The organism is Pseudomonas sp. LFM046 (genome assembly GCF_000949385.2).
In the GTDB taxonomy this organism is placed as follows: domain Bacteria; phylum Pseudomonadota; class Gammaproteobacteria; order Pseudomonadales; family Pseudomonadaceae; genus Metapseudomonas.
In genome coordinates, this window is record NZ_JYKO02000001.1 from 4474529 (window position 1) to 4491227 (window position 16699).

The 16699-nt window shown below is 61.6% G+C and carries 19 protein-coding genes, 1 tRNA gene and 1 pseudogene; 7 read left to right on the top strand and 14 right to left on the bottom strand.

The features are described from left to right. Window positions 1-3: 3 nt before the first annotated feature. On the bottom strand, window positions 4-618 hold the full coding sequence (gene imuA, locus TQ98_RS20495) for a translesion DNA synthesis-associated protein ImuA (RefSeq protein WP_044871448.1): 615 nt from the start codon (window positions 616-618) through the stop codon (window positions 4-6). Between the two features lie 206 nt (window positions 619-824). Next, complete coding sequence (locus TQ98_RS20500) at window positions 825-2438, bottom strand: M28 family metallopeptidase (protein ID WP_044871449.1); 1614 nt, start codon at window positions 2436-2438, stop codon at window positions 825-827. 268 nt (window positions 2439-2706) lie between these two features. On the opposite strand from TQ98_RS20500, the gene TQ98_RS20505 reads away from it, so the two are divergent. After that, window positions 2707-3414, top strand: coding sequence for an SOS response-associated peptidase family protein (locus TQ98_RS20505; protein WP_044871450.1), 708 nt, complete (start codon window positions 2707-2709; stop codon window positions 3412-3414). Window positions 3415-3433: 19 nt separating this feature from the next. On the opposite strand, the gene TQ98_RS20510 is transcribed toward TQ98_RS20505, so the two are convergent. Then, entirely contained in the window at window positions 3434-4294 is an 861-nt protein-coding gene (locus tag TQ98_RS20510; RefSeq protein WP_044871451.1) for a LysR family transcriptional regulator, read from the bottom strand. Between the two features lie 302 nt (window positions 4295-4596). Here TQ98_RS20510 and TQ98_RS20515 point away from each other — a divergent pair, with 302 nt between their 5' ends. Beyond that, complete coding sequence (locus TQ98_RS20515) at window positions 4597-4983, top strand: hypothetical protein (RefSeq protein ID WP_044871452.1); 387 nt, start codon at window positions 4597-4599, stop codon at window positions 4981-4983. A gap of 80 nt (window positions 4984-5063) precedes the next feature. Here the strand turns inward: TQ98_RS20515 and TQ98_RS27690 are convergent, their stop codons facing one another. Next, window positions 5064-5402 carry a hypothetical protein gene (locus tag TQ98_RS27690; protein WP_146036032.1) on the bottom strand — a complete coding sequence of 113 codons (339 nt, stop codon included), beginning with the start codon at window positions 5400-5402 and terminating at the stop codon, window positions 5064-5066. Between the two features lie 355 nt (window positions 5403-5757). On the opposite strand from TQ98_RS27690, the gene TQ98_RS20520 reads away from it, so the two are divergent. Then, a complete protein-coding gene (locus TQ98_RS20520) occupies window positions 5758-6432 on the top strand; it encodes an SOS response-associated peptidase (RefSeq protein ID WP_044871453.1) in 675 nt (224 codons plus the stop codon). Window positions 6433-6823: 391 nt separating this feature from the next. Here TQ98_RS20520 and TQ98_RS20525 read toward each other — a convergent pair whose 3' ends face one another. Further along, window positions 6824-7054, bottom strand: coding sequence for a hypothetical protein (locus tag TQ98_RS20525; protein ID WP_044871454.1), 231 nt, complete (start codon window positions 7052-7054; stop codon window positions 6824-6826). Window positions 7055-7271: 217 nt separating this feature from the next. Next, window positions 7272-7541: a hypothetical protein gene (locus TQ98_RS20530; RefSeq protein WP_044871455.1), complete on the bottom strand. Its 270-nt coding sequence runs from the start codon at window positions 7539-7541 to the stop codon at window positions 7272-7274. 130 nt (window positions 7542-7671) lie between these two features. Here TQ98_RS20530 and TQ98_RS28175 point away from each other — a divergent pair. Together TQ98_RS28175 and TQ98_RS20540 are read left to right on the top strand one after the other, a co-directional pair. Beyond that, a pseudogene (locus tag TQ98_RS28175) lies at window positions 7672-7779 on the top strand (DNA-binding protein); the annotation flags it as partial. 71 nt (window positions 7780-7850) lie between these two features. Further along, entirely contained in the window at window positions 7851-8102 is a 252-nt protein-coding gene (locus tag TQ98_RS20540; RefSeq protein WP_044871456.1) for a hypothetical protein, read from the top strand. 194 nt (window positions 8103-8296) lie between these two features. On the opposite strand, the gene TQ98_RS20545 is transcribed toward TQ98_RS20540, so the two are convergent. The 6 genes from TQ98_RS20545 to dapA all read right to left on the bottom strand — a co-directional run bounded on the left by TQ98_RS20545 (window position 8297) and on the right by dapA (window position 13981). Next, complete coding sequence (locus tag TQ98_RS20545) at window positions 8297-8554, bottom strand: bacteriocin immunity protein (RefSeq protein ID WP_044871457.1); 258 nt, start codon at window positions 8552-8554, stop codon at window positions 8297-8299. 3 nt (window positions 8555-8557) lie between these two features. Next, window positions 8558-10198, bottom strand: coding sequence for an S-type pyocin domain-containing protein (locus TQ98_RS20550; protein WP_044871458.1), 1641 nt, complete (start codon window positions 10196-10198; stop codon window positions 8558-8560). A gap of 559 nt (window positions 10199-10757) precedes the next feature. Then, window positions 10758-10847, bottom strand: a tRNA-Ser gene (locus tag TQ98_RS20555). Between the two features lie 159 nt (window positions 10848-11006). Beyond that, window positions 11007-11876 (bottom strand): phosphoribosylaminoimidazolesuccinocarboxamide synthase, encoded by an 870-nt coding sequence (locus tag TQ98_RS20560; RefSeq protein ID WP_044871459.1) that lies wholly within the window; start codon window positions 11874-11876, stop codon window positions 11007-11009. 88 nt (window positions 11877-11964) lie between these two features. Beyond that, complete coding sequence (gene bamC, locus TQ98_RS20565; RefSeq protein WP_044871460.1) at window positions 11965-13083, bottom strand: outer membrane protein assembly factor BamC; 1119 nt, start codon at window positions 13081-13083, stop codon at window positions 11965-11967. 19 nt (window positions 13084-13102) lie between these two features. After that, window positions 13103-13981, bottom strand: a complete 879-nt coding sequence (gene dapA, locus TQ98_RS20570) for a 4-hydroxy-tetrahydrodipicolinate synthase (RefSeq protein ID WP_044871461.1) — start codon at window positions 13979-13981, stop codon at window positions 13103-13105. Between the two features lie 178 nt (window positions 13982-14159). Here dapA and TQ98_RS20575 point away from each other — a divergent pair, with 178 nt between their 5' ends. Beyond that, window positions 14160-14717, top strand: a complete 558-nt coding sequence (locus tag TQ98_RS20575) for a glycine cleavage system protein R (protein ID WP_044871462.1) — start codon at window positions 14160-14162, stop codon at window positions 14715-14717. A gap of 13 nt (window positions 14718-14730) precedes the next feature. Continuing rightward, a complete protein-coding gene (locus tag TQ98_RS20580) occupies window positions 14731-15204 on the top strand; it encodes a peroxiredoxin (protein ID WP_044871463.1) in 474 nt (157 codons plus the stop codon). A gap of 49 nt (window positions 15205-15253) precedes the next feature. Here TQ98_RS20580 and TQ98_RS20585 read toward each other — a convergent pair whose 3' ends face one another. Next, the gene (locus TQ98_RS20585; RefSeq protein WP_044871464.1) at window positions 15254-16324 is read right to left on the bottom strand and encodes an AI-2E family transporter; all 1071 of its coding nucleotides are present in this window, start codon (window positions 16322-16324) and stop codon (window positions 15254-15256) included. Between the two features lie 36 nt (window positions 16325-16360). Next, window positions 16361-16612 carry a sulfurtransferase TusA family protein gene (locus tag TQ98_RS20590; protein ID WP_044871465.1) on the bottom strand — a complete coding sequence of 84 codons (252 nt, stop codon included), beginning with the start codon at window positions 16610-16612 and terminating at the stop codon, window positions 16361-16363. Between the last annotated feature and the right edge of the window lie 87 nt (window positions 16613-16699).

Genomic DNA, 16699 nt, shown 5'->3' on the forward strand with positions numbered 1-16699 from the left:
GCTTCACCGGGCCAGGGCAATGGGCGCCGCTGGCGGCAGGCCGCCCCGGCACTTGAGCACCCGCAGCTGCGCCGGACGACCGTCGACGGCGATGCGCAGGGCCGCCGGCGAAGGGTTGAGGGCGGCGTCCAGGGGGCGGTAGGCGAAGGCCAGGGTCTGGCCGGTTTCGGCGGCTACTTGCAGGCGGCGCAGGGCACGGTCATCCGCCTGCTGCGGCCAGCAGAGCACCGCGCCGCAGCTGCCGGAACGCAGGCATTGCTCGGCCGCCCAGAGGGCATCGCGGCCGCTGGTCTCCACCAGCGCCAGCCAGCGCAGGTCCACCCCGGCCGCCTGCCAGGCCTGTGGATAAGGGATATGGGGCGGCGCTACCAACACCACGCGCTCGGCGCGGGCCGTCAGCCGTGCCAGTGTGGGCCAGAGCAGGCGCAACTCGCCCAGGCCCGCGCCCGGAACGAGGATTTCGCTGAGAGCGGCTTCAGGCCAGCCGCCGCCAGGCAGGACCGCATCCAGCCCGGCATGGCCAGTGGGCTGCTCGCTGCCGGCCGGCTGTGCACCGGACTGACCCTTCCACACCCGCCGCTCGTTGAGCAGGGCGTCGAGGGCAACGACAGCGCCCATCAGGCCCGTCCGTTACGCAAAGAGAAAAACGGCAGCCCTTGGGAGGGGCTGCCGAAAGGGCCAGGAACAATCATCAAGGCCATTGGGGGAAATCCTACGCATACTGTATTTATATACAGTAAATCGCAGAGACTTCCTACGGTCAATTCGGAAAAGACGGAAGGCTTGCGAACGTACGGAACATCTGCAGACCTGCCGCCCCTTCGTCATTTCACGAAGTGATTACCCCAGCGCTCGGCCTGGCGTACCGACTGCATGCGCAGGGTCTTCGCCCCCTTCGCCTGCTCGGCGGCCGCGGCGATCTCGTCGTCGATGACCTTGGTCGACAGCGCCAGCCAGCTGGTGGCGAAGGCCATGGCGTCCCCGTTGATCTCCAGGGCGTTCAGGTCGAGGTTGGCGGTGTTGTCACAGCCCTGGTGGTAGCAGGGGTCGAAGGGCTGACCGGCGGCGCCACCGTATTGCTGTGCCTGCTCCTCGCTCTTGATGTCTTCGGCGCCGGTGAACAGGCCGCCGAAGGGGATGCCCACCTCGAAGAACTGCGCATAGTCGGAACGGAAGTCGATCTGGGTGCCCTCGGACGGCTCGCCGCGCAGCCTGAAGTAGGCCTCGAACAGGCGCTCGATGGCCGCCGAACCGGGCGGGCCCTGCAGGCCGAAGGACGAGCCGTCGCCGTCATAGATGAAGTTGGCGAAGTTCGGCGAACCGATCATGTCGAAGTTGAGGTACGCCTTGATCTTCTTCTTCTCCTCGTCGCTCAGGTTGTCGACGTAGAAGGTCGAACCCACCAGCCCGGACTCCTCCGCTCCCCACCAGGCGAAACGCACCTTGTTCTGCGGGTGCGCCTTGCGCAGCAGCACGGCCATTTCCAGCAGGGCTGCGCTACCCGTGCCGTTGTCGTTGATACCGGGGCCCTCGAACACCGAATCCAGGTGGGCGCCGACCATCACCACATTGTCCGGGTTGCCACGCTGGGTTTCGGCCACCAGGTTGAAGGTCTCGGTCTTCTTGCGGATCACGTCCGCCACCATGCGCAGCTGCAGGCCGGCGGTCTGCGACCAGGCCGCGCCGTTGTCATAGGTGGCGAAGAGCACCGGGATGCCGCCTTCGTAGCCGTCGCCCAGGGTGACGTTTTCCAGGCCCTTGCGGTCCTCGGTGTTGCCCTGGTTGAAGATGATCACCCCCGCCGCACCGGCGGCCGCGGCGTTCTCCGCCTTGATTTCGAAGGTGCAGCTGCCGCGCTGGATCAGGGCGATGGCACCACTGGGGAAGCCGGCGAAGTCTTCCGCCTCACAGCCGCTGGACGAGGTGTTGCCGGCGCCCAGGACCACATCCACCGGCACCACCGGCGCGCTGACGTCGCCGGGATCGGTCTGCGACAGGTAGTTGAAGTCCTCCTCCCAGACATAGCCGGCCGGCTGCGGCGCCAGGGCCTGCAGGGTGCCCGGCCCCTTGGGGAAGAACGCGGTGAAGGGGAACGGCTGGACTTGGACCTGGTAGCCGGCGCGCTCCAGGGTGCTCTTCACGTAGTCGATGGAGGCCTGATAGCCCGGCAGGCCGGCGGCTCGATTGCCGTCGTTGAGGGCGGCGATGTCCTGCAACGCCTGCAGCCGGCTCATCACATTGCTCGCCTCCAGGCAGCGCGGCAGGCCCAGGGGCGTGCCCACCAGGACGGGCGACTTGCACAGGCCGGGGTTGGGTTTGCCGGGGCTCCAGAACTCGCCGAAGGCATCGCCTTCAGGCGCCGGGGCGGCAAGGGTGGACGTGGAAGCGGCGAGAACGAGGGAACCAACAACGCGTCTGACGCGGTTCTTGTGGGTCATGACTTCAATCCTTTTGAAGTGGTTGTAGGCAGACCTGCCGTGGCATTGCGCCACTGTCCTGTACGACTTCCTCGGGAGCAGGCCTAGGAGAAGAGACTGGCAGCCAATGATTCGGTTCTTGCCGTTTATGTGAAAAACGTGCGTTTGGTCGCCTTTTTCGAAGATTTTCACAGGTGTTCGTGCCAGCAAGAGGCCATCACCCAGCGACGGAGACGACCTGCGCGGGGCAGTCCTATGCTGAAAACTGTCCCCTTCCCTGGAGCCAGTCATGTGCGGACGCTTCGCCCAGAACCGCAAACCCCACCGCTATGCGGAGGCCCTTGGCCTGCTGCCGGAGCAGGTGCGCCTGAGCGGGCTGGAAGAACCCATCGGCCGCTTCAACGTCTGCCCCGCCACCCGCGTCCACCTGCTGCACCTGGATGACGATGGCCTCTACGACGATGAAGTGATGTGGGGCTGGAAACCTCACTGGGCCACCGGCAAACAGCCGATGCCGCGCCATGCCCAGATCGAAACCCTGGCCAGCGGCAGCTTCTTCCGCGCCATCTGGAAATCCGGCCGCGCCCTCGTGGGCGCCGATGGCTGGTACGAATGGAAGACCAGCCCGGACGACCCCAAGCTCAAGCAGCCCTACTACTTCCGCCGCAAGGGCGACCTGCCGCTGCACTTCGCCGTGATCGGCCAGTTCCCCCGCAATGGACGGGCGGAGCGTGAGGGCGACGGCTTCGTGATCCTCACCGGCGCCTCCGACGGCGGCCTGGCCGGCATCCACCCCCGCAAGCCGCTGGTGCTGCCACCGGACCTGGCGCGGGTCTGGCTGGCCCCCACCACCCTGCCCGAGGAAGCGGAAGAAATCGCCCGCCTGCACAGCCTGGCGGCCGAGGATTTCGAGTGGTTCCCGGTGGGCCGGGAAGTGGGCAATTCGCGCAACGACCATCCGGGGCTGATCGAGCCGATCACCGATCCAGTGGTTTAGGTTTGGGGGTAATGGCGCGTCAGATGACCGGGTCCCAACGCTGGGACCAGTCCGTCTCCTGGCGCACCAGGTCCCGCAGCAGCCCCATGGCCTGCTGCAACGCCGCCGAATCCCGATTGCGCGAATAGACCAGATAGACCGGGTAGCTGAATTCCGGGGTTCGCGGCACACGCTCCAGCGCGCCACTCTCCAGGTAGCTCTGCACGACCCGGGTACGGAAATAGCCGGAGCCGCCATGTTCGAGGATGTACTGCAGCGCCAGCGGTCCCAGATTAAAGCCGATGGCGGGCCGGGCCCTTTCCGGAAGCGCGAAGTCGTGCTGCCGGCGGAAGGCTTCGCCCCAGTCCACATAGACGTAGGGTTCCGGCTCCCTCGCCTTCACCATGATGAGTTTTTCTTCCAGCACCTCTTCCACCTGCAGGCCGGGCCAGTAGGTGGGCTGATACACCAGCGCCGCATCCAGGGTCCCCAGTTCGAGTTGCTTGAGGAGCGATTGCCCATCTGCGATTTCCGCCCGGACGCCGTGGGTGCCGATGGACTCACGAATGCTCCGCACCCAGTGCAGCATCAGCGGGTTGCAGAGGCTCACCTCGCCGCCGACATGCAGGATGTTGTGGAAACCCTCGGGTAGCGGCAGGTCGCGCTGGGCGGTTTCCCAGGCCTGGAACATCTGGTTCGCATAGACGAGGAACGCCTCGCCATCCGGCGTGAGCCTGGCGCCCGAGCGATTGCGAACGAAGAGCGTGCACTTCAGATGACTTTCGAGTTTCTGGACGCGCGCGGTGATGGCGGTCTGGGTGATGTGCAGGTTCTCTGCCGCAGCAATGAAGCTGCCGTGGCGCGCAATCTCGAGAAAGGTGCGGGTCAGGTCGATATCCATCGGGGTGGGGGCCGCCAGGGTTTTCCGGATTGTATCCGAAGGTTTTCGTCGACGCCGGATGGGGCTCGCCATCATCACGCCCTGCACGCTGGCGGCAGCTAACGGCCTGCGAGCACCGCCCCCTCCAGACCAACGTGCATCCGCAGGGTCAATGACGGCATACACTTGTTCGGCACAGGCAGCGGCCAACTTGGGGGAGGATTCGCCCCCGACGTCGACGGCCTCCGCTCCCAGGCGCCCTGCCCCGACGGCTGACCGACAACACGCCGGGCAGCCAAATGCACCAGCCTGGAGCAATAACCATGAAAAACACGACCCCTGGCCTCTCTTCAGCGTCGATTCGCAGCGGCAGTTTCGTGCTTCTTTCCACCCTGCTGATTGCAACAGGCTGCGCACAAAACCCCGACATCCGAGCCAGCCGCGACGGAACGTCCGGCATCACGGCCAGCGGCAATACTGACTACATCGCCTGCGTGAAAGAAGACGCTGGGCAGAACGCCCCGACCTTTATCCAGGAAGAGAACGGCAAAACCCTGCTGTTCATTGGCAGCACCAATCCTGAAAAGGCTTCAGGGCTTGTCGAGCTCTCCAGCACCGGCAGCCAGAGCCAGTACTCCGTCTACCAGCGCCATGCCTGGCAGGACAAAGGGCGGCTGATCAATGCAGCGGTGATGTGCTCCAGTACATGAGGTGCTGGAAACGTTCGGGTTAGCGTGTGACGGGCCAGCGGGCGCTGGCCCGTCAACTTTCGGGGACTTTTCCCTACCCATCAATAATTCAAGTATTGCTCCAGTGTTGCCCAGCCTTTTTCACGGGCTTTGGAAATCGTCTCGCTGGCATTCTCCACGGCTTTAATCAGGTCGCCTTTTGTACAGACCTTGCTGACTTGTACTTCCCCCTTATCAAATCGCGAGACGAATCGCTTGGCTTCATCGATAAGCCTGGCACATGAATCATCAGGTTTCAGTTTCGGCCTCCATTCATTCTCTAGCTCCAAAGTGCACATGCTTGTTCTTAATTCAAGATCGTATGTGTGGTTGCAGCCTGCCCCGTATGTCACACCTACAAAGAACAAGAATGGAAGCAGAGTCAATGATGATGGTTTCATATCGATTGATTCCTGCTGAGTCACATATGAGTATAGATCAAGCACTTACATGACCAGAAAGGGCACTCAGGAAATCGATCGCATAACAAAAGTCACTGGCATCGCTCTGAATTATTACGCCATCTCTCAGACCTGAATACATAGCGACGCACTCGCCACCCAAGTCAAAACTGACAACTTCACCAGAACAGAAAACTGCTAGAGGTTAAGTTTCACTGTGGCGACAGTAGGACCTGAAATTGCAGGAACCCGTCGCGTGAACCGCCCCTCAATACGTTATGGGAAGTTCAAAAAGCAAAGGGGCGATAACACTGGCGCCTAGTGGGCGCATTCACGCTAGGGCTGGAGGACCATCATGTGTAACCGCTACGTTTCCCCGTCAGATGCTGCCATCGAGCGGTACTGGCACATCGGCAGTCACAGCTTCGGGCGTTGGATCCAATCCTTCAATGTGGCACCCACCACTACCGTTCCGATGGTAAGGCTGAGTGATGCCGGGGAGCCGGAAGTCACCGCTGCCCGATGGGGACTGATCCCACCGTGGTGGTGGGTGCCCAAGCTTCCAACCTTGTCATTCACTGCGCGCAGCGAAGAGGCCGCAAGCAAGTCCATGTGGAAGATGAGCCTCCGCACGCACCGGTGCCTTCTGCTCGCCAAGGGGTGGTATCAGTGGAGATACCAACAAGGCCACCAGCAACCCTATTTCATCCACGGCGCCGACAGCGACGATGTGTTAGCCATCGCAGGCCTGTGGAGCGAATGGATCGCCCCGGATGGGCGGTTCATCACCTCGTGTGCGTTGCTGACGAAACCCGCAGCCCCAGCCATTCACCGGATTCATAGACGGATGCCTGTCGTCCTTGCGCCTGAGCAATTTGACGGGTGGCTGTCGCCTGGTACGCCCAGCAGCAACGTCCAGGCCTTGATGGCCAACTCTCGTCATGAGTTCACGGGCTACGCGGTGAGTACGCGGGTAAACAACACGCGGAACGATGATGTGGGGCTGCTGGAGCCAGTGGATGCGGGGTAGCTCTCCCCCTGCCAGCTGAGTGCATTAGCCATGTGCGGCGGACAAACAAGAAGCCCCGTGAATCGTTGATCTACGGGGCTTTTCATGTATGGCGGGAAGATGGGGATTTGATCCCTACTGACTTGTGGCTCAGTCCGTCGCAACCCAGCTCAATTCAGGGCTTCCAGAAAATCGCCCGTGTCGATATTCGACAGTTCGTGTCTGTGAATTCGAAACTTTTTCGACATCCATTACTTTGCCGACTAGCAGGAAAAAAACCGGCGAGGCAGGAGCTTAGAGGCAGACCTACCAACGAAGGAGTTTCAGTATTCAAAATCCACCCGATACTGCCACGCCCCCCTGGCTATCAAGGCTCACCCAGTACGTCACTTTCCTCCAAGGCTTTGCTGCTTTAAAAAACATCAGAAAGCTGATACAGGCCCTCGTAAATTTCGTCAGTTGGACCGATCAGATCTCTTTTTCCTTCCGGGTTACTAATGACTATTGTCATCCGCCCCTGCGCTCCCGTTTGCTCCCGCGAAACAATCATCTCAGCGGAATTCCATGTCTCGGGTGTAGCGGTAATTAGTTCCTCGACGATTTTTCTGTCAATTGGAGCTTGTAATTCCTGCAAAGTCCGCATGATTCTCACTCATTTGCTGAAGATGCTGACGGCGTCATCCGCGAGGTTTAGCGAAGCGAACAGGAAAAATAAATCCCCTTTCTTCTCGAGGAAGAACTGATGGTGGCGAAGTGGCCGGAAAGATGTCGATCCATGACGGGCTACTGATTTCCCGTTCCTTGGATTAAGTAATGGCTCCCTTTCGCGAGCTACGGCTTTGTCATTTCGGCAGTGGTTGCTATCCCGCGTTGGGAGTCGCCAAGCTTGAATGGGCTTCGCCGTAATCCGGTGAGACCTGGCCCTTTTCCAAGTCCGTCTCTCCTTTCAAAAGCCAAAGCTCGTACTGAGGGAACGCCTGCAGCAGTTCCTCCAGGTCCTCAACACGAGCCTTCACCTTCCGGTTCGTAGCGACTGTCTGCCAGCGCTGACGCTCTTTGATGGCGGTCACCTCAGCAAGCCTGGTCGCACCGATATGGCGGACAAGCATTCTAAGACGCTCTTCAATCATTCCTAAAAGCTCTAATAATTGATGAATAATTTATTGATAAACTATTCATCACGATTATCATGTCTACGGTTGATAAATTATTTATCAACCTGTATCCCTGTTAATAGCGACGAATAGTGACGGAACGAGCATGGAACTGGAAGAGCTCCCCCCGGCCAACCTGGTCGGCCCGCAACAGGACGTAGGCCCCATCGCCGCCCAGGCGGATCGCAACGGCGTCACCAGCGACACCGCCCGCCTCCCCTGGCTGGCAACTGCCACACGCAGAGCCAGCCAATCCCGCGCCTACCTGCTTTAAAGGAAGAAAGCATGGCTGAGTACGATTTCCCCAGCGCCACGTCCCTGATTGGCAGGACCGTGCTGGTAGAACTGAGCTGGCCGGATGATCCCATTTCGGTCTGGTCTTGCGTCCATATCGTGGGCGTTGTCCTGTCGCTCGAAGGGGTTTATGAGCATCCCCATTTCCTGACCATGGATATCGATGAACCCCAGCCTTTCCCGAATGAGATGTTCTGGTCGAATATCCGCAGCCTGCTGGACCTGGGTGGAGCCAAGCGCTAGCCGGCGTCGCTAGGCCTTCCAGAAATCCGGAGAAAGGTGCACTGGGCGACATCGAGGCATGTGTGAGGAGGTGGCAGGTTTGGCATAAAAGGGGGTGGGGCCGGAAGAAAGGGGAAGAGCCGGGATGAGCCAGGAACGGCGCGGGTAGCGATAGCCGAGGGCCACCGGCCCTCGACTACCCTGCGTCTGTTAGGTCAATTGGACTTAAATCCGGGAAGCCCGTTCGCTGCACGCCACTCTTTCACTGTGCGGGTGATGCCTTCCGCCGAAGTGTCCGCCCCATCCTCTGGGTAGTAGATAAGGTCTGTTCCGTCCGGATGCCCTGTGGCTTCACAAAACTGTTCCAGCAGCTCCCCCAGCACATCATCTGATGCGCTCTTGCTGGCCTTGCGAATCTCTTCCACAAACTGCACGAACTGCTGCTCGGTGTAATCGGTAATCGACTTGCTCATGTTCTACCTGTGAAGATCAATATGATTCTTGGGAGTGACGACCCGCAGGTTATCTAGGCCGTAGACCTCACCTCCCTGCGACACCAACTCAATATGGTGCAACTCGAATGACTTCCGCCTGCCAACCGTATCCCGGTGCCGTGCAATAGGTGCATTTCCGCCGCTCATACGGTCGATGTTATCGGCCTTGAACTGACTCGCAAGCTCCGCGTCATTCGCAACAGCCTTCCAAAATGCAGCCCTAAAAGAATCGAAGCTATCGAAGCTTCTGCCGCGTAGCTCATCGGCGATTCGCGTTGGGATGGGAGCGCCAACTCCTTGGCTCGCCCCGGCCAGCCAAGCACCGAATACATTCTCACCCGCCCCGGTGACTGTCCCTGAATCATGCCGGGCATTCGTCACGATGTAGAGCGGCGCAATTCCGGATCCTGCCGGGAATACCAAGATGAAATCCCGATATTCTGGCGGGTAGATTGGATTGACGATGAGATTGTCAGCCTGCTCTACAGGCGGGTAAATCGAGATGTGCGGGGCTTGGGGAGCCGCTTCAAGGGCGGGAATGCCCAGTGTGTCAGAAGGATTCGCGGCAGGCGTCCAGATCAGTTCAACACCACCGCCGAAATCAGCCACCATCTGGTTGCAAGGTAAGCCGGCTGGCTTGAATTGCACGACAGGAATCGTTTCCCAATCGCTGCGTAGCTGAGTGTTGTAGCCGTAGCCCTTCAGGGTGCCGTCTGGCTGCTGTTCAACACGAATTCGAACTCGGGTTCGCCCCTGCTTCATCGTGCGAAGCTGCTCTTCTGTGTAAAGAGCGCTATCGCCCAAGCTGGACGGCCAGAGCATCGCCACAACACCAATGAGTGCACCGCCAACCACCCCACCAGTGAGGATGCCGCCGCCAACTACACGGCCACCAGTCCCGACAGCTACACGCCCACCGCTGGCCACCGCACCACCAGCAGATGCGACCTCGCAGAGCCCACCACAAGATTCCCCAGCACCTGAAGGAGCAAGTCCACGCAGCGCCAAGGAGCCAAAACCAGCAGGAATATTCCCGCTGATCTTCTGGAGCTGCACCTTGCCGCTGTCGTCCACCTCACGACCACCCAATAGCACCAGGTTGCCGTAATCGCTCACGTTATCGACCGGGAAAGTGCCTGACGACGTGTTGTAGTCGATCACCGAGTTGGGCAGCTTGCCGCACTTGGCGAAGACGCAGCTCTTCGGCAAGTGCGACCTAGTCGGACTCCCGGCAGATGCATTCTCGGCGAAAGATGCGCGCTCTGGCGGTCTGGTTAGGGGGTGCTGAGCGTGCCCCGTAGATGCTGCTGGTGAGGGGGTGGCCGCTGCTCTCGGGGCAGGCTTGGGAGCCGACTCATAGGTCGCACTTGGCAACGAGTGGATTAAGCGGGCTTGGCAAGGGCAGGTGCTAAAACTATCCAATGTGCCAGCCACACGCCCCTTTGCCATGAAGTGCTGAATACCTCCAGCTATCACATAGCGTTTACCATCCTTACCGCACGTAACCGGATCTCCCTCACGCGCAACAGAAATACTGTGCATGCGAAAGCTCGGATGACCATCCAAAACCACTCCACCGCAGGTAGTTTTATCGCCTCGGCGGATGAAATAACCAACTGCCATACCCTTTCCTTGGTTGTAGGAATTGAGCGGCAAGCATTCGCATATGTCGCCACTTGGCGGCCATAGGACAAATCTGAACTTCAGGAAAGGAAATCCGTATGCTTTCCCAATCCCTTGCGACCCTTGTCCCCATTACTGCCTGACGCCAACCCCGGGGTCAGAATCATCAGCGTGGTGGATCACAATCGCTGGAATAGGGTGTCGGCATCACTGGAATACACATGATGTTCTCCCGGCCATACCGCGCAGCTTGCAGCGGAGGGCTATGTAAGGCTTCCGGCTTGCCCGGACTGGGAGGCCCTACCATCCGCCTCTTCCCGTTTCGTTTGGCGCTTTCGCTGAAAGTGCCAAGAGTCGCGCAAAATTCTCATCTGCGGCTCCCGAACTGCGGTGCCAAACATCCCGTAAGAAGGTGCCAAATCCGACGCCAGCTCACATCAAGACGTGGCGCGAAGCCGAAGGACTACCGGGCTTCAAGAAAAGCCGAATCGCCAAGCAACGCAGGGAACCCGGAAAGCAAAAAGCCCCGCAGACTCTCGTCTGCGGGGCTTTTCATGTATGGCGGGAAGATAGGGATTTGAACCCTAGGTGCCATTGCTGACACAACGGATTTCGAATCCGTCCCGTTCGGCCACTCCGGCATCTTCCCGAACGGCGCGCATCATACCAGTTCATGGGCCATTGGCGAAGCCCGTGGGGCGATTTTTTCGCGTGGTTTCAGATGGTTGCGTTGCGAAGGGCAGACCGAGGCGCCGGGGACATCCCTCTCCCCCGGCCCCTCTCCCGGAGGGAGAGGGGAGAAAGCGGATCAGGACGTCAGCTTGGTCAGGGCTTCGCGGTACTTGTCGGCGGTTTTCTGGGCGACTTCGGCGGGGACGGCCGGGGCTGGCGGTTCCTTGTTCCAGCCGGTGGATTCCAGCCAGTCGCGGACGAACTGCTTGTCGAAGCTGGGCGGGTTCTTGCCTTCGACGTAGCTTTCCACCGGCCAGAAGCGGCTGGAGTCGGGGGTCAGCACTTCGTCCATCAGGGTCAGGGTGCCGTCTTCGTCGATGCCGAACTCGAACTTGGTGTCGGCGATGATGATGCCGCGGGTGGCGGCGTATTCGACGGCGGTGCTGTACAGGGCGATGGCGGTGTCACGGACCTTGGCGGCCAGTTCCTTGCCGATGATGGCTTCGCACTGTTCGAAGGAGATGTTCTCGTCGTGGTCGCCGACGGCGGCCTTGGTCGAGGGGGTGAAGATGGGCTGCGGGAGCTTGGAGGCTTCCTTCAGGCCGGCCGGCAGCTGGATGCCGCAGACGGTGCCGGTCTTCTGGTATTCCTTCCAGCCGGAGCCAACGATGTAGCCACGGACGATGGCTTCGACGGCTACGGGCTTGAGGCGCTTGGCCACCACGGCACGGCCTTCCACCAGGGGCAGCTCGGTGGCCGCAACCACATCTTCCACCTTGTCGCCGGTGAAGTGGTTGGGAACGATGCCTTTGAGCTTGTCGAACCAGAAGTTGGAGATGGCGGTGAGGATCTTGCCCTTCTCCGGGATCGGCTCATCGAGGATCACGTCGAACGCGGAAAGGCGGTCGGTGGCGACCATCAGCATGCGCTTGTCGTCGATTTCGTAGAGGTCGCGGACCTTGCCCGAGTAGATCTTCTTCAGGCTGAGGGTGGTGGGTGTGCTCATGTCGTTTTCCGCCTTTATCAAACGAAACAGGCGAAACCCGGGGGTTTCGCCTTGTTGTGTTCCACGCTGCGCCGCTTAGCGGCGCTACTTAGCCGAGGTTTTCCTGGATCAGGGTCAGCACGCGGCGCGCCACATCGGCGGGAGCCACGGTGTTGATGTCCTTCTCTACAGTGACCTGCACGCTGTCGCCAACGCGGGTCAGACGAACCTGGTAGCGCTCGGCGCGCGCCTCGATTTCTTCCTCGCTGGCGTCGCTGCCCCACAGTCGGCTGAAGAAGCCGGGCTTCTCGTCCTTCTTCACCGCGCCTTCGGCGAGGTTGATGTAGTAGACGCCCAGGCTGCGGTTGATGTCGTCGATACGCACGTCGCCCGCTTCCAGGGCGCGGCCGACGCTGGACCAGGAGCGGTCGAAGTCGGCGCCGAGGCTGAGCATCGGGTTGCCGTTGCCGTCTTCGGACAGGGTCACGCGGCTCGGGGCATCGAAGTCACGGGCGGCGAGCAGGGACACGGAGCCGCCTTGCTCAGCGCTGCGGGCCATGCTGGCGAGCATTTCATCCAGCAGTGCGGCTTCCATAGCCGGGTTGTCGGAACGGCTCGGCCAACCGGTGTCGGCGGTGCTGCCGGCCGGACGGGAAACGGTGGTGACGAAGATTTCGCTGGTGTTGCGCTGCACGCCCGGCTCGATGCGGACGCGGGCACGGAGTTCGCTGTCCGGCTCGACGCCACTCACGCGGCTACCCAGGCGGCGGGCCAGGGGGCCGGAAAGCTGGTCGAGACGCTGCCAGTCGGTGCTGAATTCACCGGTCTGCGGACGCTCGTCGGCGATGCGGAAGCCGCCGTCCTCGAAGAACTGGCGGGCCACCGGCCAGGCTTCAGCCGGTACGCGTTGGGCCACGACCCAGCGGGAATCGCCGCTCTTCTGCAGGCTGTAGTCGCTGACCTCGCCCTTGGCCTGGAGGGCCTGGGGACGCGGTACTTCAAATTCACCTTCAGCACGGCTGTCGGCAACGTTCATCGGTACCGGCAGCAGCGGGTCGAGGCGCTTGGCGTCGACATTCGGCGGGAGCTGCATGGGCGCAGTCTGGCGCGATTCGAGGTAGTCGCTGCCACGGTCACGGAAGTAGCCATCTTTGCCCCAGAGCCAGCCGCAACCGCTGGTGCTGGAAATGATCAGGGCGAGTGCGGAGAGTCCGGCCAGTCGCTTCATGCGCAATGTTTCCTTGGAATTAGGCCAGGATGCCGGACTGGCGCATGGCCTGACGCAGCGGTTCGTGGCAGCGCGGGCTGAGCCAGGTCAGCGGCAGGCGGATGCCATCGGGAATCAGACCCATTTCGTGCAGGGCGAATTTCACCGGAATCGGGTTGGACTCGATGAACAGGGCCTTGTGCAGCGGCATCAGCTTGTCGTTGATGGCGCGGGCGGCTTCGGCTTCGCCACGCATGGCGGCGGCGCAGAGGTCGGCCATGGCGCGCGGGGCGACGTTGGCGGTCACGGAGATGTTGCCCTTGCCGCCCATCAGCATCAGCTCGACGGCGGTGGCGTCGTCACCGGAGTAGACGAGGAAGTCCTTGCTCACGCGGTCCAGTACTTCCTGGCCACGCTGCAGGTCGCCGGTGGCTTCCTTGATACCGATGATGTTGCTGATCTTGGACAGGCGCTCGACGGTCTCGGGCAGCATGTCGCAGACGGTGCGGCCCGGTACGTTGTAGAGAATCTGCGGGATGGCCACGGCTTCGGCGATGTGGCGGAAGTGCTGGTACAGGCCTTCCTGGGTCGGCTTGTTGTAGTACGGGGTCACCAGCAGGCAGGCATCGGCGCCGACACGCTTGGCAGCGGCGGTGAGCTCGACCGATTCACGGGTGGAATTGCCACCGGTGCCGGCGATGACCGGAATGCGGCCGTTGACCTGGTCCACTACGCGACGGATCACCTCGACGTGCTCGGAGACGTCCAGCGTGGCGGATTCGCCAGTGGTGCCGACGGCGACTATGGCGTTGGTGCCCTCTTGAAGATGGAAGTCAACGAGTTTGGAAAGGCTGTCCCAGTCCAATTGACCCTGCGCATCCATGGGCGTAACCAGTGCCACCATACTGCCCGCAATCATGCAACCGCTCCTGCCGGAAAAAGAGAGCCGTAATGGTACTGTCGGCTCAGGCCTTGCACAAGGTGAACGCAAGCGCCGTCAGGCGGTTCCGGCATTCCCCCCGGCGGCGCTTTTCGCTAACCTTCCCGGTTTGAACAGCGCGGCCCCGGCCGCCCTCCCCTCGCTCTAGGAATGCTGCATGTCCACCACCCCGCCCCGCGAACAATTCCTCCTGATCAGTGCCCTGGGCCGCAACCCGATGGAGCTGACCAACGTGCTGTGCCGCGCCAGCCAGGAGAACCGCTGCGCCGTGGTCAGCAGCCGACTGACCCGCCACGGTGAGTACTGCGCCCTGGTGCTGCAGATCTCGGGCAGCTGGGACGGCCTGGCACGACTGGAATCCGGGGTCACGGCGCTGTCCAAGCGCCATGGCTTCACCGCCAACATGACCCGCAGCAGCGCCCTCGACGTACGGCCCCAGGCCCTGCCCTACGTGGCCTACGTCAGCGCCGCGTACCGCCCGGACATTCTCAACGAGCTGTGCCAGTTCTTCATCGATCACCGCGTGGAGCTGGAAAACCTCACCTGCGACACCTACCAGGCGCCACAGACCGGCAGCACCATGCTCAATGCCACCATCACCGTGACCCTGCCGGCAGGCACCCAGATCAGCTGGCTGCGCGACCAGTTCCTCGACTTCGCCGATGCCCTGAACCTGGACGCCCTGATCGAACCCTGGCGCCCGCAACACCCCTGAGGAGCAAGCTGACATGGCCGTTTCCCTGAACCAACCCGTCGCCGACTTCACCGCCCAGGCCACCAGCGGTCTGGAAGTCAGCCTGTCGGCCCTGAAGGGCAAGCAGGTGGTGATCTATTTCTACCCGAAGGACAGCACTCCAGGCTGCACCACCGAAGGCCAGGGATTTCGCGACCAGCACGGCGCCTTCCTGGCGGCCAACACCCTGGTGTTCGGCGTATCGCGCGACGGCATGAAGTCTCACGAGAACTTCAAGTGCAAGCAGGAGTTCCCCTTCGAGCTGATCTCGGACAAGGACGAGGCACTCTGCCAGCTGTTCGACGTGATCAAGCTGAAGAAGCTCTACGGCAAGGAATACATGGGCGTCGACCGCAGCACCTTCCTGATCGACAAGGCCGGCGTGCTGCGTCAGGAGTGGCGCGGTGTGAAGGTGCCGGGCCACGTGGATGCGGTACTTGCAGCCGCCCAGGCACTGAACAAGGGCTGAGGCTCGCTCCAATAAAAAAGGCCGCGATTGCGGCCTTTTTTCTTTCCCCTCAGCGCCCTGCCTCCAATGGCGGACCCGCGCGGGGCCAGGCGTCCAGCACGGCCTTGAACAGGGTCGCCAGCGGGATGGCGAAGAACACGCCCCAGAAGCCCCAGAGCCCGCCAAACAGCAGCACCGCGCAGATGATCGCCACCGGGTGCAGGTTCACCGCCTCGGAAAACAGCAGCGGCACCAGGACATTGCCATCCAGGGTCTGGATCACGGTGTAGACCACCATCAGGTAGATGAACTGGTCGCTCCAGCCCCACTGGAACAGGGCGATCAGCGCCACCGGCACGGTCACCACCACTGCGCCGATGTACGGCACCACCACCGAGAGCCCCACCAGCAGGCCCAGCAGCGCCGCGTAGTTGAGCCCCAGCCAGACGAAGGCCACGTAGGTCACGCCGCCGCAGATGACAATCTCGATCACCTTGCCGCGAATGTAGTTGGCAATCTGGAGGTTCACTTCTTCCCAGACCTGGGTCATCAACCCGCGCTCGCTGGGCAGGTAACCACCGAACCAGCGCCCGATCAGCTCCCGGTCCTTGAGGAAGAAGAACACCAGGATGGGCACCAGCACCAGGTAGATCATGATGTTGACCAGCAGCGGCAGGCTGGACAGGGAGAAGGTGAGCGCCCACTGGCCGAACTTGCCCACTTCGTTGCGGGTGAGTTCGATCGCCCTCAGCACCTGCTCGTCGGTCACCAGGTGCGGGTAGCGCTCGGGCAGGAGCAGCAGCAGCGATTGCCATTCGGCGAGCATGCCCGGCACTTCCTTGAACAGGGTGCTGACCTGCTGCCAGAGCAGCGGCACCAGCACCCCGAGGATCAGCGCCAGGGCGCCGATGAAGAGGGTGAAGACAATCCACACCGCGAACGTCTGCGGCAGGTGAATGCGCTCCAGCAGGTTGACCATCCCCTGCATGAGGAAGGCCAGGACCATCCCCGCCAACACGGGTGCGAGCATGTTGCCGAGGGTGAGTACAGCGGTGAAGCCGAGAACCAGGACGACGGCCAGCACCACGGCTTCTTCATCGGAGAAGTAGCGCTGCACCCAGTCGCGAAGCACCTTGAGCATTGGAAATCCTTGGAGGGCCCGGGAACCGGGCAGGTGTCAGGCCTTGCGCAGCCAGTAGCGGAATACGCCGTCTTCGACCTCTTCGCGCAACAACTGGTGCCCGGCCAGTTGGGCGAAAGCGCGAAAATCGCGCTGGGAGCCGGCGTCGGTGGCGATCACCTTGAGCACAGCGCCGCTGGGCAGGCGATTGAGCTCGAGCTTGGCCTTGAGCAACGGCAACGGGCAATTCAGGCCGCTGGCATCCAGTTCGACGTCGAAAGCGTCGGCTCGACTGGCGGTGTCAGTCATGGGGAAATCTCCGGGGAAGGTGCCTTGCGGGGGCGCGGGGTGGTCGCGGGCGGAAATTCTTGAGCGGGTGGTTAGGATACCCAAGGC

Excerpts from the sequence above, each read along its gene's own strand:
- TQ98_RS20510 (WP_044871451.1), bottom strand. The coding sequence starts at position 4,294 with ATGGATATCGACCTGACCCGCACCTTTCTCGAGATTGCGCGCCACGGC.
- TQ98_RS20560 (WP_044871459.1), bottom strand. The coding sequence starts at position 11,876 with ATGAGCACACCCACCACCCTCAGCCTGAAGAAGATCTACTCGGGCAAG.
- TQ98_RS20540 (WP_044871456.1), top strand. The coding sequence starts at position 7,851 with ATGGCTGAGTACGATTTCCCCAGCGCCACGTCCCTGATTGGCAGGACC.
- TQ98_RS20520 (WP_044871453.1), top strand. The coding sequence starts at position 5,758 with ATGTGTAACCGCTACGTTTCCCCGTCAGATGCTGCCATCGAGCGGTAC.
- dapA (WP_044871461.1), bottom strand. The coding sequence starts at position 13,981 with ATGATTGCGGGCAGTATGGTGGCACTGGTTACGCCCATGGATGCGCAG.
- TQ98_RS20590 (WP_044871465.1), bottom strand. The coding sequence starts at position 16,612 with ATGACTGACACCGCCAGTCGAGCCGACGCTTTCGACGTCGAACTGGAT.
- TQ98_RS20515 (WP_044871452.1), top strand. The coding sequence starts at position 4,597 with ATGAAAAACACGACCCCTGGCCTCTCTTCAGCGTCGATTCGCAGCGGC.
- TQ98_RS20580 (WP_044871463.1), top strand. The coding sequence starts at position 14,731 with ATGGCCGTTTCCCTGAACCAACCCGTCGCCGACTTCACCGCCCAGGCC.
- TQ98_RS20530 (WP_044871455.1), bottom strand. The coding sequence starts at position 7,541 with ATGATTGAAGAGCGTCTTAGAATGCTTGTCCGCCATATCGGTGCGACC.
- TQ98_RS27690 (WP_146036032.1), bottom strand. The coding sequence starts at position 5,402 with ATGAAACCATCATCATTGACTCTGCTTCCATTCTTGTTCTTTGTAGGT.
- TQ98_RS20545 (WP_044871457.1), bottom strand. The coding sequence starts at position 8,554 with ATGAGCAAGTCGATTACCGATTACACCGAGCAGCAGTTCGTGCAGTTT.
- TQ98_RS20500 (WP_044871449.1), bottom strand. The coding sequence starts at position 2,438 with ATGACCCACAAGAACCGCGTCAGACGCGTTGTTGGTTCCCTCGTTCTC.
- TQ98_RS20505 (WP_044871450.1), top strand. The coding sequence starts at position 2,707 with ATGTGCGGACGCTTCGCCCAGAACCGCAAACCCCACCGCTATGCGGAG.
- TQ98_RS20525 (WP_044871454.1), bottom strand. The coding sequence starts at position 7,054 with ATGCGGACTTTGCAGGAATTACAAGCTCCAATTGACAGAAAAATCGTC.
- TQ98_RS20585 (WP_044871464.1), bottom strand. The coding sequence starts at position 16,324 with ATGCTCAAGGTGCTTCGCGACTGGGTGCAGCGCTACTTCTCCGATGAA.
- TQ98_RS20575 (WP_044871462.1), top strand. The coding sequence starts at position 14,160 with ATGTCCACCACCCCGCCCCGCGAACAATTCCTCCTGATCAGTGCCCTG.
- TQ98_RS20550 (WP_044871458.1), bottom strand. The coding sequence starts at position 10,198 with ATGGCAGTTGGTTATTTCATCCGCCGAGGCGATAAAACTACCTGCGGT.
- imuA (WP_044871448.1), bottom strand. The coding sequence starts at position 618 with ATGGGCGCTGTCGTTGCCCTCGACGCCCTGCTCAACGAGCGGCGGGTG.
- bamC (WP_044871460.1), bottom strand. The coding sequence starts at position 13,083 with ATGAAGCGACTGGCCGGACTCTCCGCACTCGCCCTGATCATTTCCAGC.